This window comes from Pseudoalteromonas sp. 3J6 (assembly GCF_903995135.1).
GTDB lineage: Bacteria > Pseudomonadota > Gammaproteobacteria > Enterobacterales > Alteromonadaceae > Pseudoalteromonas.
The window spans coordinates 3,599,212-3,614,152 of record NZ_LR877185.1 but is presented as its reverse complement, the minus strand read 5'-3'; the positions used below and the strand labels follow the sequence as shown (position 1 = coordinate 3,614,152).

Annotated in this window: 11 protein-coding genes; 10 read left to right on the top strand and 1 reads right to left on the bottom strand. The window is 41.1% G+C overall.

Annotated features, from left to right (window positions below; all coding sequences use genetic code 11):
- Window positions 1-39 precede the first annotated feature (39 nt).
- The 6 genes from lepA to pdxJ are packed head-to-tail and all read left to right on the top strand — an operon-like array spanning window position 40 to window position 5,849.
- Window positions 40-1,827, top strand: a complete 1,788-nt coding sequence (lepA, locus tag P3J6_RS16545; RefSeq protein ID WP_138608157.1) for a translation elongation factor 4 — start codon at window positions 40-42, stop codon at window positions 1,825-1,827.
- An 18-nt stretch (window positions 1,828-1,845) separates the two neighbouring features.
- Window positions 1,846-2,781 (top strand): signal peptidase I, encoded by a 936-nt coding sequence (gene lepB, locus P3J6_RS16540; RefSeq protein WP_138608155.1) that lies wholly within the window; start codon window positions 1,846-1,848, stop codon window positions 2,779-2,781.
- Between the two features lie 2 nt (window positions 2,782-2,783).
- Window positions 2,784-3,461, top strand: coding sequence for a ribonuclease III (rnc, locus tag P3J6_RS16535; protein ID WP_008466504.1), 678 nt, complete (start codon window positions 2,784-2,786; stop codon window positions 3,459-3,461).
- Window positions 3,451-4,383 carry a GTPase Era gene (era, locus tag P3J6_RS16530; RefSeq protein ID WP_138596050.1) on the top strand — a complete coding sequence of 311 codons (933 nt, stop codon included), beginning with the start codon at window positions 3,451-3,453 and terminating at the stop codon, window positions 4,381-4,383. The genes rnc and era overlap by 11 nt, the downstream gene beginning before the upstream one ends.
- Window positions 4,384-4,403: 20 nt before the next feature.
- Entirely contained in the window at window positions 4,404-5,096 is a 693-nt protein-coding gene (recO, locus tag P3J6_RS16525) for a DNA repair protein RecO (protein ID WP_198523568.1), read from the top strand.
- Between the two features lie 21 nt (window positions 5,097-5,117).
- On the top strand, window positions 5,118-5,849 hold the full coding sequence (pdxJ, locus tag P3J6_RS16520) for a pyridoxine 5'-phosphate synthase (RefSeq protein WP_010387803.1): 732 nt from the start codon (window positions 5,118-5,120) through the stop codon (window positions 5,847-5,849).
- 28 nt (window positions 5,850-5,877) lie between these two features.
- Here pdxJ and barA read toward each other — a convergent pair whose 3' ends face one another.
- A complete protein-coding gene (barA, locus tag P3J6_RS16515; protein WP_171039633.1) occupies window positions 5,878-8,664 on the bottom strand; it encodes a two-component sensor histidine kinase BarA in 2,787 nt (928 codons plus the stop codon).
- 102 nt (window positions 8,665-8,766) lie between these two features.
- Here barA and rlmD point away from each other — a divergent pair, with 102 nt between their 5' ends.
- From rlmD to P3J6_RS16495, 4 genes are all read left to right on the top strand, one after another.
- Window positions 8,767-10,092 (top strand): 23S rRNA (uracil(1939)-C(5))-methyltransferase RlmD, encoded by a 1,326-nt coding sequence (gene rlmD, locus P3J6_RS16510; RefSeq protein ID WP_198523567.1) that lies wholly within the window; start codon window positions 8,767-8,769, stop codon window positions 10,090-10,092.
- Between the two features lie 8 nt (window positions 10,093-10,100).
- The gene (gene relA, locus P3J6_RS16505; RefSeq protein ID WP_138608148.1) at window positions 10,101-12,257 is read left to right on the top strand and encodes a GTP diphosphokinase; all 2,157 of its coding nucleotides are present in this window, start codon (window positions 10,101-10,103) and stop codon (window positions 12,255-12,257) included.
- Window positions 12,238-13,062 carry a nucleoside triphosphate pyrophosphohydrolase gene (gene mazG, locus P3J6_RS16500; RefSeq protein WP_198523566.1) on the top strand — a complete coding sequence of 275 codons (825 nt, stop codon included), beginning with the start codon at window positions 12,238-12,240 and terminating at the stop codon, window positions 13,060-13,062. The genes relA and mazG overlap by 20 nt, the downstream gene beginning before the upstream one ends.
- 157 nt (window positions 13,063-13,219) lie before the next feature.
- On the top strand, window positions 13,220-14,854 hold the full coding sequence (locus tag P3J6_RS16495) for a CTP synthase (RefSeq protein WP_138608144.1): 1,635 nt from the start codon (window positions 13,220-13,222) through the stop codon (window positions 14,852-14,854).
- Window positions 14,855-14,941: the final 87 nt, after the last annotated feature.

Here is a 14,941-nt window from a genome sequence, read left to right as displayed (position 1 = left end):
CGACCTTAGTCCTTAAAATAGAAGTTTAGAATCCAGTTTATGAAGCATATCCGTAATTTTTCGATCATCGCCCACATTGACCATGGTAAATCGACCCTTTCTGACCGTTTGATCCAAGTTTGTGGTGGTTTAACCGACCGTGAAATGCAGAAGCAGGTTCTGGATTCAATGGATATTGAACGTGAACGTGGCATTACCATCAAGGCGCAAAGTGTAACGTTAAACTACAAGGCAAACGATGGTGAAACCTACCAGCTCAACTTTATCGACACTCCTGGTCATGTTGACTTTACTTATGAAGTATCACGCTCACTAGCTGCGTGTGAAGGCGCATTATTGGTTGTTGATGCTGGCCAAGGTGTTGAAGCACAAACATTAGCTAACTGTTATACCGCCATCGAAATGGACTTAGAAGTTATACCGGTTCTAAATAAAATTGATTTACCGCAAGCTGACCCATTACGTGTAGCCGAAGAAATTGAAGACATCATTGGTATTGATGCCCTTGATGCCGTGCAATGTAGTGCTAAAACAGGTGTGGGTATTGCCGAAGTACTTGAAATGATCGTTAAAGATGTACCGCCACCCGTTGGTGAAAAAGACGAGCCATTACAAGCGCTAATTATCGATTCTTGGTTTGACCCGTACCAAGGCGTTGTATCGCTAGTGCGTATCAAACATGGCGAACTTCGCGCGGGCGACAAAATTAAAATCATGTCAAACGAGAACGTACATACCGCAGATCATGTGGGGATTTTTACGCCTAAACAAACTAACACCGGTATTTTACGTACCGGTGAAGTAGGGTTTGTTATTGCAGGTATTAAAGAAATACACGGTGCACCGGTGGGCGATACCATTACTCATCAAAAAAATGCGGCACCAGAGCGCTTACCAGGTTTTCAAAAAATTAAACCACAAGTTTATGCTGGTATGTTCCCAATTGCGTCGGATGATTACGAGTCATTCCGCGATGCACTTAATAAACTAAGCTTAAACGATGCGTCGTTATTCTTTGAACCAGAAAACTCAACCGCGTTAGGGTTTGGTTTCCGTTGTGGCTTCTTAGGTATGCTGCACATGGAAATTATTCAAGAGCGTTTAGAGCGTGAATACGACATTGATTTAATCACCACAGCACCAACGGTTATTTATGAGGTAGTGACTAAAGAGGGCACTACACAAATAGATAACCCGTCGGACCTACCAGCTGTAAACGATATTTTAGAAATACGTGAGCCAGTAGTAGAAGCAAACATTTTAGTACCGCAAGAGTACTTAGGTAGCGTAATCACTTTATGTGTTGATAAGCGCGGTATGCAAACTAAAATGAGCTACCATGGTAAGCAAGTTGCAGTAACGTACGAACTGCCAATGGCTGAAGTGGTAATGGACTTCTTTGATAAGTTAAAATCAACCAGTCGTGGCTTTGCGTCGCTTGATTATAACTTTAAGCACTTCCAAACCTCAGACATGGTTCGTGTAGATATACTCATCAATAGCGAGCGTGTTGATGCTCTTGCTATTATTGTACACCGCGATAGCGCGCAGTCTCGTGGTCGTCAGCTTGCTGATGCGCTAAAAGAGCTTATACCACGTCAAATGTTTGATATTGCGATTCAAGCAGCAATTGGTCAGCATGTAATCGCGCGCACAACAGTGAAACAGCTTCGTAAAAACGTAATCGCGAAGTGTTACGGTGGTGACGTGAGTCGTAAGAAAAAATTACTTCAAAAACAAAAAGATGGTAAAAAGCGAATGAAGCAACTTGGTAACGTTGAAGTGCCTCAAGAAGCGTTCTTAGCCATTTTAAAAGTTGGTAAATAAAAAATAAAGGGATAATAAATGGCTGGCTACTTTTCAGTTTTATTGGTGTTATTAACCTTAGGCTCAGGCCTAATATGGTTAATAGATCACTTAATGTTTGCCCCTAAAAGGCAAGAACGTTTGGCACTTGCACAGACTTCTGCCGGTGGCCAACTTGATGAAGAAACCGCAGCATTGATTGCGCCTGAGCCAGTCATTACTGAAACAGCAAAGTCGATTTTTCCGATGATTGCTGCTATCACTATTTTTAGATCGTTTATTTTTGAGCCGTTTCAGATCCCATCGGGTTCGATGATGCCAACCTTATTAGTAGGCGATTTTATTTTAGTGCAAAAGTATTCTTATGGAATTAAAGACCCAGTATGGCGTAGCCAGTTAGTGGATGTGAGCGAACCAGAGCGTGGCGATATTGTTGTTTTTAAATACCCATTAGATGAAAGAGTTGATTATATTAAACGCGCTATAGGCTTACCTGGCGATAAAATTGTTTATCGCGATAAGCGTTTATATATTCAACCAAAATGTGAAGAAGGCGAAGTTCAAAAAGGCGCGCTTCTTTGCAACGAATTCAATAAAATTGATTTTAAATTAATTAATGATGATGAATTTATGCAAGGCCCAATGGCTTTAGCGCGTTTAAATGAAGATTTAACGACCTCTAGCCATGATATTTTAATCAACCCAAAATCGCCTGAACGTAAAGGGCGTTACTACCAGCAATTGGGCACTCCTGCAGATGAATGGGTGGTGCCTGCTGATCATTACTTTATGATGGGTGACAATCGCGATAACAGCCAAGATAGTCGCTTTTGGGGCTTTGTACCAAAAGAAAACTTGGTGGGTAAAGCTGTCTTTATATGGATGAGTTTTGAATTTGATAATGGCCCAGATGACATTTTACCAGGATGGGTTCCAACTGGTGTTCGTTTTGAACGCCTAGGTAATATTCAGTAACAATGAAAAAAAATGTAACAGAGTTATACAAAAGAATTGGCTACACATTTGCTGATCAAGGCCTACTTGAGCAAGCAATGACGCACCGCAGCCACAAAGGTCAACACAACGAGCGACTCGAATTTTTGGGCGACTCGATTTTGAGCTTTGTAATTGCCAATGCCTTGTACGCTAAATTTCCTAAAGCACGTGAAGGCGATTTAAGCCGCATGCGTTCGACTTTAGTTCGCGGCCAGACGTTAGCTGAATTTGGCCTTGAGTTTGAGCTAGGTGATTACCTGCGTTTAGGCCCTGGCGAGCTAAAAAGTGGCGGGTTTAGACGCGAGTCGACCCTAGCAGATGCAGTGGAAGCTATAATTGGCGCTGTATTTTTAGATTCAGACATTGATCGTTGCGGCGAGCTTATTTTAGCGTGGTATGAATCACGTTTAGATGCTATTTCACCAGGGCTTAACCAAAAAGATCCTAAGACCCTGCTGCAAGAGTATTTGCAAGCTCGTAAGCTATCATTACCTGGCTATACTGTAGTAGACACTAAAGGTCAGGCACACAATCAAACATTCACGGTTGAATGTATCGTTGATGGAATGGATAGCATTATTTCTGTTGGCAGCTCAAGGCGTAAAGCCGAACAAAAAGCGGCCGAAAAAGCATTGAAGATACTTAAAAATGAATCTTGATACCTTAATACAGCCTCATGAAGGCGAAATAGACACATTTTGTGGCATGGTTGCGATTGTTGGCCGTCCTAATGTGGGTAAATCAACCTTGCTTAATGAGATTATTGAGCAAAAAGTCAGTATTACCTCACGTAAGCCACAAACCACGCGCCATCGTATTATGGGTATTCATACCGAGGGTAAACACCAAGCGGTGTACGTAGATACCCCAGGTCTGCATGTTGAAGAAAAGCGCGCCATTAACCGTTTAATGAACCGCGCAGCGTCGAGCTCAATTGGCGATGTTGAACTGATTATTTTTGTTGTTGAAGGCACCCATTGGAATGCCGATGACGAGATGGTACTAAACAAAGTGAGCCAAAGTGGCAAGCCGGTATTGTTAGTTATTAACAAAATTGACCAAGTGAAAGATCGCGATCTTGTACTGCCACACATGAAATTCTTAGGCGATAAGTTTGACTTTATAGGCATTATGCCTGTCTCTGCGACTCAGGGTAAAAACATTAACCTGATCAAAGAAGAAGTGACTAAACGTTTACCGCCGTGCGAATTTTATTTTCCGGATGACTACGTTACCGACCGCTCAATGCGCTTTATGGCTGCTGAAGTGATCCGTGAAAAGCTTATGCGCTTTATGGGTGAGGAACTACCTTATTCAGTGACTGTGGAAATAGAGCAGTTTAAATGGCAAGAAAACGGCGTTTGGCACATCAATGGCCTTATTTTGGTTGAGCGTGAAACGCAAAAACGTATGGTTATCGGTAACAAAGGCGAAAAGCTAAAAGTGATCGGCCGTGAAGCGCGTAAAGACCTAGAAGAAATGCTTGAAAATAAAGTATTTTTAGAACTATGGGTTAAAGTAAAATCGGGCTGGGCTGACGATGAACGTGCCTTAAGAAGCTTAGGCTACGGTGAAGATTAATAAGTATCGAATAGCCTAATATGGACAGCGACTTTTACAAAGCCTATTTATTACATCGACGTCCCTACAGTGACTCGCAAGTAATGTTAGATATGCTGGTAGAAGGCGTTGGCCAGCTTAGAATGCTCGCACGAGTTAGTGGCCGCCAGGCCACTAAACACAAAGCCCAATTGCAACCATTTCAATCCTTACTCGTCCATTACAACGGCAAATACGATTTAAAATATATTAATAAATTTGAGCTCTACGGCAACCCGTTATTTCTAACTGGTGATAAGCTTTATTGTGGCTTTTATTTAAATGAGCTAACTAATCGCATTGTGCCGATTAATGAGCCCATTGATCAAGTTTTTCAACTTTATAAAACACACCTAGAAAACCTTAATAGCGGTACTGACATGCAAGCGGTACTGCGCTCTTATGAATTTCAATTGTTAGAGCTGCTAGGATATGGAGTCGATTTTAGTTTTGACGCTGACGGTGAGCCAATTGACGAGGCACAAACGTATAGCTATTTTGCAGAAGTAGGGTTTTCGGTGCAATATGACACGCGTTCTGGATTTACCGGTTCACAACTTAATGCCATAGCAAATCATGACTTTAGCCAAGCGGATGTGTTATATATGGCAAAGCAATTAAGTCGTTATTTACTAAAGCCATTATTGGGCAATAAGCCATTAAAAAGTCGTGAGTTATTTATTAGCTCTCAATAAACAAATTTCACAGGTACAAACATGAAAGATATTCTTTTAGGCGTGAATGTAGATCATATTGCAACGCTTCGCCAAGCTCGAGGTACTTCTTACCCTGATCCAGCCCATGCAGCCAGTGTTGCAGAGCATGCCGGTGCTGATGGCATTACGATTCATTTACGCGAAGACCGCAGACACATTCAAGACCGCGATGTGTATGTGATGGCTAAAACCATTCAAACACGTATGAACCTTGAAACCGCAGTAACCGATGAAATGATTGCGATTGCACTTGAGGTTAAACCTGAATATGTTTGCTTAGTACCTGAAAAACGTGAAGAGCTTACTACCGAAGGCGGCTTAGATGTAGCGGGTAATATTGATAAAATCGCCGCAGCGACTAAAACTTTAACGCAAGCCGGTATTAAAGTGTCACTGTTTATAGATGCCGATAAAGCGCAGTTAGACGCGGCAAAAGCCTGTGGTGCGCCTTATGTTGAAATTCATACCGGAGCCTATGCCGATGCCACCAACGATGAAGATACAGCAAAAGAGCTTGAACACATCCGCCAAGGCGTTAAGTATGCAGCGAGTATTGGCTTAATTGTTAATGCCGGCCATGGTTTGCATTATCACAACGTGAAGCCAATTGCAGCGATGCCAGAGATTTACGAGCTTAATATTGGTCACGCTATTATTGCCCGTGCAGCGATTGATGGTTTAGATAAAGCGGTGCGTGATATGAAACGCTTAATGCTTGAAGCCCGCGCTTAGAATTGTAAATAACAATAGACAAGACGAGCTACAGCTCGTCTTTTTTATTGTTGTTATCAATGTTGGCATCAACAAGTAAGTTTTCCAGCTCGTCTTGAAGTTCAAACAGTTCGGGCTCTATATTATCAAGTACGCACTCATTTTTTAGTGACGTTTCGATCGTTTCCGCCAATGTTTTTAATTTTGGTACACCAGTATAGCAACACGCTCCATGAAATTTATGGATCACGCTGAGTACTTGAGGGCAGTCATTGCTGACTATTGCTTGATTTAATAAGTTTAGGGTTTCGGGCACGCTTAATAACAGCATGTTGAGCATTTCATTGGCTAATTCAGGTTTACCGCCAGCACGTTGCAGCGCCAACGCCCAATCAAGCCGAGTGCTATTAAAAGGCGCTGTGCTATGTTCAAATGTGTTTTTTGACTTATCACGGCTTACAGGTAATTGCGGGCTATGATCGCAAATAACTTGATTGAGCATATCTTCGTCAATTGGCTTGGTTAAATAGCCTTCAAAACCATCTTTTAATAATTGTTCTTTTTCACTATTGAGTGCATGCGCAGTTACGGCAATAATAGGTGTATCTTCATTTAAAGATGACTCTTTAATGAGTTTACAGGCTGTAATGCCATCCATTATCGGCATTTGAATATCCATAAAAATCACATCATATTTATGACTTTTACTTAGGCTATAAGCTTGTGAACCATTATGGGCAGTATCAATCAATTCCACCTGTTCGTTTAGTAGGGTGTATATTAATTTTAAATTAGCGTCGTTATCATCTACCACTAATACTTTTAATGGCAGTAGAGTTTGTTCATGCTGATCTATGTTATGCGCCGGGTGATCAAGTCGATAGGGTGCGGCTAATAACTCACATAATTTACGATGGTTGAGCGGTTTACTTAAACAGGCATCTGCACCGCTGCCTATAAAAGCTTCACGCATATTGTGCGATACAGTATTAAGCATTAAATATAAATAATCGGTTGATTCTCTAACCGCTTTTACATAGCTTTTTAAGCGCTGCATATCATCAACCGATGCCATGTGACCAATAAGGCATATATCAAAATTAATCTCTGATTTCTCGATACACTCTAAAAATTCACTTTCGCTATGACATCGAGTGACGCTAATTTTCCACTCTTGTAATAATGAAACAACGGCATGATGAGTATGCTTATGTGGCTCTAGGTAAAGCACACGTTTACCAATTAATGATTGGGTAGGCAAATCGTTGATAAATACATGATTTGGTAATCTAAATACGCCATTAAAGGTAAAGCATGTGCCACTGCCTGGAGCTGAATTTAAAGTAATACGGCCATTCATTGCTTCAACAATATGTTTAGTAATAATAAGCCCTAAGCCAGTGCCACCAAATTTACGGGTAATACTAGAGTCGGCTTGGCCAAAGGCGGTAAATAACGCGTCTTGTTTATCGGCAGGAATACCCACCCCGGTGTCAGCAACCGACACTAAAATGGAAGTTTGCTCCTCATCTAATAAACGATGGCTAATATCGACTTTAATAGCGCCTTTTTCAGTAAATTTTATCGCGTTACTTAACAAGTTAATAAGCACTTGTTTAAATCGAGTGGGGTCGCCGGTTAAGTGATCGGGCACCTGAGGATTTATATAAATAGAAAGCTCAAGTTGTTTGTCGTGAGCGCTAGGTGCCAGTAATGTCATCACTTCGTTTACGCTATCGCGTAATTGAAATTGAATTGACTCTAGCTCCATAGCACCCGCTTCTAATTTGGAGAAGTCCAATATATCGCTAATAATGGTCAGTAAGCTGTTTGCTGAAAGCTCAATGGTATCAAGGTAATCTTTTTGGTTTTTATTTAGCGGTGTTTTATAAAGCTGGCGAGTAAAGCCAATAACCCCATTAAGTGGTGTGCGTAATTCATGACTCATTTTTGCTAAAAAGTCAGACTTAACGCGGTTAGCATCTTGGGCTTCTTTTTTAGCCATAGTGAGCTGTATATTTTGTGTTTCGTATTGCTCAAGCGTTTCGCGGTAATCACTAGTTGCTTGATCAATATTTTTTTGCATTTCGTCTTTTTGCATCACCATAGAGTGGGATATGGTATTGAGTCCTTCACGCAATAGTTCAAACTCACCATTCATGGGCTCAGTTAAGCCTGTTTGTCTTTTACCTTCAATTAACCTGTCGGTAGCAAGTACTAACTTATTTAGCGGTGTCATAAACATACGGCTAAGTTTTAGTGCTAAAATAGCAGCTAATACTAAGGCGAGAATAATAATAATACCGCTGACTAATAATGCGCGTTGCTGGCCAATAACAGCTTTGTCGCGATTAAGTTGGATCACCACGGTACCTAATGTGGTCTGAAACTCAGAAGTATTCCAGTCGCTATTGGGTGTTGTATGGTTAATGATAGGGGTAAAAAAAGTCACTAACTCTTCAGTTTGCTGAACATGTGTGGCTTTAAAACTGTCAATTTGCGTTTGCTCAATTAAGGTATCGAACGAGCGATGATAATTACTGGTTATAATAAGTTGGTTGTTATCATTAAAAATAGCAATTGATTTGACTGCTGGTGAGTGTTTGTTATGTGTATAACGAATAACACGGTTAAGTAGTTTTTTATTTTTTTCCAGTAAAGGTTGTTCAAGAGCAATCGCTAAAGGCTCAGAAATTGTTGTGCCTTGTTGATATAAAATTTCATCAAGCTCAATGTAACGATTTATTGTAAAATAACCACCTAGTAATAGCCCAATGATCACTGTGGGGATCAGGGTGAGTGTTAAAACAGAATCGCGCAAGCCTAGTTTGGTCATAATCTGAGCATTATTATCATTTTTATTAAATGTGAGTATATACATACTCATAGCTATTCTCAAAGTAGAGACGTAATTCATCAACCTTTAAGGTAATGCCTCATGGCACAAATATTTAAAGCAAAGAAAAAACCACTACAACAGCAATCGCTTGAACTCGATATTACAGCAATGGATCACCATGGCCGTGGTATTGCTAAGTACAATAATAAAGTGTGTTTTGTTAGTGGAGCATTACCTGGGGAGCGAGTAAAAGCTAAGTTAGTTGATGATAAAGCACGTTACAGCCAAGCTGATACGCTTAAAATAATTAAAGCCAGTGAATATCGCACAGTTCCTATTTGCGAGCATTACAGCCAGTGTGGAGGTTGCCAGCTACAGCATTTAGATGCCACACAGCAGGTAATTGAAAAGCAAGCAGCGGTGAATCAATTATTTGCCAAGTTTGCAAAATTAACCGATTTAAACTGGCAAGCTCCGCTGCTAAGCCAAGCAACTCATTATCGACGCAGTGCTCGGATTGCTGTTATGTTCGACAAGGCTGCAAAAAAAATGCGGGTAGGCTACAGAGCAAATGCTTCTAAAAGTATTGTTAGTATTAATCAGTGCCCAGTTTTAAGTGATGTATTTGCCGATGTATTTAATGTATTTGATAAAGTCATTAATCAAAACAAGACGCTGCATAGTATTAGTCATTTACAGTTATGTGCCGCTGATGAACAATATTTTATTGTTATCCGCCATACCAAAGCGATTTCACCCCATGATAAGGCGTTTGTTGAGCAAAGTGTAATAGCTCATAATTGGCAATTAGTGTGGCAAAGTGACAGTGATACTATTGATCATTCGCAGTTAGCTATGCCATTTTATAAACTTGAGCAGTTAAATATAACGTTTGAATTTGGGCTCAGTAACTTTATTCAGGTTAACGCGAGTGTAAATCAAGCGATGCTGCTTCAAGCTGCAAACTGGTTAGCACTTCAAGGTGATGAAAATGTTCTGGATTTATTTTGTGGTATTGGTAACTTCTCTTTAGTGCTAGCCAAACAAGCTAAAACAGTAACAGGAATTGAGGGCGTGACTTCGGCGGTTGCATTAGCAACACAAAATGCGCACACTAACTCTATTACTAATACCCAGTTTCATTGTTTTGATTTAACCACGAGCATTAAAAAAGCGCCGTGGTTTAATAAAGAATTAGATGTTTTAGTGCTTGACCCTTCACGCACTGGTGCGATGGCAGTTTTAGAGCAGCTTCCATTAACGCAGTTTAAAGCGATTTTATACGTTTCTTGCGACCCTGTTACTTTAGCCCGTGACAGCGCTATTATTTCGCAAGCCGGTTTTGAGCTGAATAAAATAGGGCTAATGAATATGTTTCCTCACACGGGGCATATCGAAACTATGGCGTTATTTCAACGGAGGTAAAGCGCATTATGGTAGCGACACGTCAATCTCATCAACATGACAAAGCGGGTGACTTTTTTTCGCGCGTAGAATCTCTTGATTTGTCTCAGGAAAAAATTAGCTTACTCAACAAAGCGCAGCAGCTTTGCCAAACGTGCGATAACAGCGAGCGACAAAATACCGCTATAGAAATGGTAGAGATTTTAGTTGAGCTAAATTTAGATGCTGACTCTTTAGCCACTGCTTATTTAACCCCTTATTATTTAAATGATGTAGTGAGCATTGATGCGGTAGAAGAGCATTTAGGCAACCATGTTGCAGTACTGCTTACAGGTGTGTCACAAATGGCGACCATAAGTACCTTAGCTCATCAAGGCAACGGCACTGTGCAAGTCGATAATATTCGCCGGATGCTGCTTGCTATGGTGGAAGATGTGCGCGCTGTGGTGATTAAATTAGCCGAACAGGTTTGCCATTTACGCAACGTCAAAGATGCCGCAGAAGAAGAGCGAGTAGTTGCCGCCAAAGAGACCGCTGATATATTTGCACCACTTGCGAATCGTCTTGGTATTGGTCAATTAAAATGGGAGCTTGAGGATTTAGCTTTTCGTTATTTGCACCCCGATATTTATAAAAATATTGCTAAGCAACTCGATGATAAGCGCCTTGCCCGTGAAGCGTATATGGTTGATATGGTTGAACAGGTCAAACAACGCCTCCATGAAGCGGGTATTAAAGCTGAGGTGTACGGCAGGCCAAAACATATCTACAGCATTTACAAAAAAATGGCGAAAAAGAACTACGAGTTTGATCAGCTATTTGATATACGCGCCATGCGAATTGTGGTTGAACGATTACAAGACTGCTACGGTGCTCTAGGTATAGTGCACACTAATTGGCGTCATTTAAATAAAGAGTTTGACGATTACGTTGCGACTCCAAAACAAAATGGCTATCAATCTATTCATACGGTTGTGTTTGGTCCTGAGGGTAAAACCGTTGAAATTCAAATACGAACGCACGACATGCATCAAGATGCAGAGCTGGGTGTCGCCGCGCATTGGATGTACAAAGAAGGCGCATTACCAGGGCGTGGTTCAGGCTATGAGCAAAAAATTAGCTGGTTGCGTAAGTTACTGCAATGGCAAGAAGAAGTGGTCGATGGCAGCGACTTAGCACAAGAGCTTAAAAACCAAGTGGTTGAAGACCGCGTCTATGTGTTTACCCCTCGAGGCGATATTTTTGACTTACCACTGGGAGCAACACCTCTTGATTTTGCTTACTACATTCACTCCAATGTAGGGCATCGATGTATTGGTGCAAAAATATTTGGCAAAATAGTGCCATTTACTCATCAGTTAAGCACTGGTGACCAAGTTGAAATACTAACCCAAAAGCAGCCAAACCCAAGCCGTGATTGGTTAAATCCATCGTTAGGTTACATTAAATCGTCTCGCGCTAGAGCCAAAATTCACCATTGGTTTAAACAGCTCGACCGCGATAAAAATTTAAGTGCGGGTAAAGAGATTCTTGATAGTGAGTTACAAAAATTAGAGCTAACTTATAAAGATTTAGACCCCGCTATAAAGCGTTTTAATTTTAGAGAACTTGATGACTTAATGGTCGCTATTGGCGCAGGCGATATTCGTCTTAACCAAATGCTTAACTTTATTACTGACAGAACAGAGCATGAGCCGGTAATTCGTTTCAAATCGCCTAGTAAAGTGACTGGTGATAAAAACGGTATTGTAGTGGATGGGGTCGGCAGTTTAATGAGCCATGTTGCTCGTTGTTGTCGCCCAGTACCTGGTGATGAAATCATTGGTTATATTACTCAAGGACGCGGTATTGCGGTGCACCGAGAGGATTGTGATTCGTTTAGTAATTTAAAAAACAAGCACCCTGAGCGTGTTATTTCAGTGAGTTGGTCAGATGATATTAGTAGCTCTTACGCCTTAACTATTCGTATTGAAGCCAGTGATCGTTCTGGCTTAATTCGTGACATCAGTTCTGCACTTGCCAATGAAAAAGTTAATGTGCTCAATATGAACGTAAACACGGTTGATAGCACTCAAACTGCTATTTTTGTGATGCAAATTGAAGTGCATGACTTACAGGGCACTAATAAAGTGCTGTCTAAGCTACATCAGATCGAAGGGGTACACAGTGCAAAACGAGGGCAGTAATCAGGCTAACAATGAGGCTTTAAGCCAACTGCTGGAAATAATGCAAACACTGAGAAACCCTGAGGGCGGATGCCCTTGGGATCTCAAGCAAACGTTTGCGTCAATCGTACCTCACACTCTTGAAGAAGCCTATGAAGTGGCTGATTGTATTGAGCGCGACGATTTAAGTGAACTGAAAGGTGAACTAGGTGATCTGTTATTTCAAATCGTGTTTTATGCGCAACTAGCGCAAGAGCAGCAATTATTTGATTTTAACGATGTGGTAAACACGTTAAATGAGAAGCTAGTGCGCCGTCATCCGCATGTATTTTCATCGCAAGACACACCCACAACTGATGCCGAATTAGCTGCGCAATGGCAAGCAATAAAAGCACAAGAGCGTGCTACTAGACCCCAAGATAAAAGCTCAACACTTTGGCAAGATATACCAAACAGTTTACCTAGCTTAACAAAAGCTAAAAAAATTCAACAACGTGTAGCTGCTTTAGGCTTTGATTGGCCTACTTATCATGGCGCTATAGATAAAGTGAGTGAGGAAGTTGAGGAGGTGAAAGAAGCCTTAGCTCATAACCCGTACTCAGCGCATACAGCAGAAGAGCTAGGTGATTTGTTGTTTGCTACCGTGAATGTAGCGCGCCATGTTAAACGGGATCCAGAGCAATTGCTTCGTAGTGCCAACGATAAGTTTTCTGCACGATTTGAAAAGGTGCAAAATTACTTAATTGCTCAGGGTAAATGTATTGAGTCAGCGTCTTTAGAGGAAATGGATGCTGCATGGGATGCAATAAAAAAATTAAATAAATAGGGACATAAAAAATGTCTGTTTTTTGTGCACAGATTTGCTATTTATAGCTGGATTGCTTAGCTATGTTTTGGTACAATTTCGCCCCGTCTTGTTTATATTCCAAAATCACTTGTTTGGGTATTATATTCCTTTTAATTCCTGATATTCTAGGGTTCGCATGAGTACAAAATTTATCTTCGTTACTGGCGGAGTTGTTTCTTCGTTGGGTAAAGGTATTGCAGCAGCATCATTGGCCGCTATTTTAGAAGCCCGTGGCTTAGATGTTACCATTCTAAAGCTGGATCCTTACATCAACGTTGACCCAGGCACAATGAGCCCAATTCAACACGGTGAAGTATACGTTACCGAAGACGGCGCAGAAACGGACCTTGATTTAGGTCACTACGAACGTTTTATTCGCACCAAAATGACCAGCCGTAATAACTTTACGCAGGGGCGCGTATATGAAGATGTACTACGTCGTGAAAGACGTGGTGAATATCTTGGCGCAACTATTCAGGTTATTCCTCATATTACCAATGACATTAAGCAACGTGTTTATGATGGCGCAGAAGGCCATGATATAGCAATCGTTGAAATTGGTGGTACGGTAGGCGATATTGAATCACAACCATTTATCGAAGCAATTCGTCAAATGGGTACAGAAATTGGTCGTGAACGCGCACTTTTCATTCACTTAACCTTAGTGCCATTCTTAGGCCCTGCCGGTGAAGTGAAAACAAAACCAACTCAGCACTCAGTTAAAGAGTTACGCTCGGTAGGTATTCAACCAGATATTCTTATTTGTCGCTCAGACCGTAAATTGCCAAATAATGAGCGTGCAAAAATTGCATTGTTCACAAACGTTGAAGAAAAAGCCGTTATTTCACTGCCTGATGTAGATAGTATTTATAAAATCCCTGCGCTATTAAAATCGCAAGAGTTGGATAACTTTGTATGTCGTCGTTTTCATTTAGACGCGCCTGAAGCGGATTTAGCTGAGTGGGAACAAGTATTGTATCAAGAGTCTAACCCAACGGGTGAAGTGACGATTGGTATGGTAGGTAAGTATATTGAATTACCAGATGCATACAAATCAGTAAACGAAGCATTAAAACATGCGGGACTGAAGAATCGTTTAACTATTAATATCCAATACGTTGATTCACAAGACATAGAAACCAAAGGAACGGATGTACTTTCTCGTTTAGATGCTATTTTAGTACCGGGCGGTTTTGGTGGTCGTGGTGTTGAAGGTAAGATCTTAGCGGCTAAATATGCCCGTGAAAACAAAGTGCCTTACCTAGGTATTTGTTTAGGTATGCAGGTTGCGCTTATTGAGTACGCACGAAATGTTGCTGGTTTAGTTGATGCAAACTCAACTGAATTTAACGCAAATTCAGAGTCACCAGTGGTTGGTTTAATTACCGAGTGGTTAGATGCTGAAGGTAATGTTGAACTACGTGACGAAAAGTCTGATTTAGGTGGCACTATGCGTTTAGGCGCACAAAAATGTCATTTAACACCAGGCTCTAAGGTGCATGGCGTGTATGGCAGCGACGAGATTGTTGAACGTCATCGTCACCGTTATGAAGTTAACAACAACTTTGTAGCACAGCTTGAGCAAGCTGGTTTGAGCTTTACAGGTTTATCTGAAGATAAAAAACTAGTAGAGATTATTGAGAATAAAGATCACCCTTGGTTTATTGCAGCGCAATTCCACCCGGAATTCACTTCAACACCACGTGATGGTCACCCGCTATTTGAAGGGTTTGTAGCTGCGGCTCATACCTACCAAAAAGCGTCTTCGTAATATAAAAAGGCTGTGCATGATGCGCGGCCTTTTTTGTTTCTAAGGCTAGCCAAACTGAGGTTAGCCGCACTCACCATTTTGGGAATA

Coding starts and splice junctions, on each gene's coding strand:
- P3J6_RS16495 (WP_138608144.1), top strand. CDS start 13,220: ATGAGTACAAAATTTATCTTCGTTACTGGCGGAGTTGTTTCTTCGTTG.
- pdxJ (WP_010387803.1), top strand. CDS start 5,118: ATGAAAGATATTCTTTTAGGCGTGAATGTAGATCATATTGCAACGCTT.
- era (WP_138596050.1), top strand. CDS start 3,451: ATGAATCTTGATACCTTAATACAGCCTCATGAAGGCGAAATAGACACA.
- barA (WP_171039633.1), bottom strand. CDS start 8,664: ATGACCAAACTAGGCTTGCGCGATTCTGTTTTAACACTCACCCTGATC.
- relA (WP_138608148.1), top strand. CDS start 10,101: ATGGTAGCGACACGTCAATCTCATCAACATGACAAAGCGGGTGACTTT.
- rlmD (WP_198523567.1), top strand. CDS start 8,767: ATGGCACAAATATTTAAAGCAAAGAAAAAACCACTACAACAGCAATCG.
- lepA (WP_138608157.1), top strand. CDS start 40: ATGAAGCATATCCGTAATTTTTCGATCATCGCCCACATTGACCATGGT.
- recO (WP_198523568.1), top strand. CDS start 4,404: ATGGACAGCGACTTTTACAAAGCCTATTTATTACATCGACGTCCCTAC.
- lepB (WP_138608155.1), top strand. CDS start 1,846: ATGGCTGGCTACTTTTCAGTTTTATTGGTGTTATTAACCTTAGGCTCA.
- rnc (WP_008466504.1), top strand. CDS start 2,784: ATGAAAAAAAATGTAACAGAGTTATACAAAAGAATTGGCTACACATTT.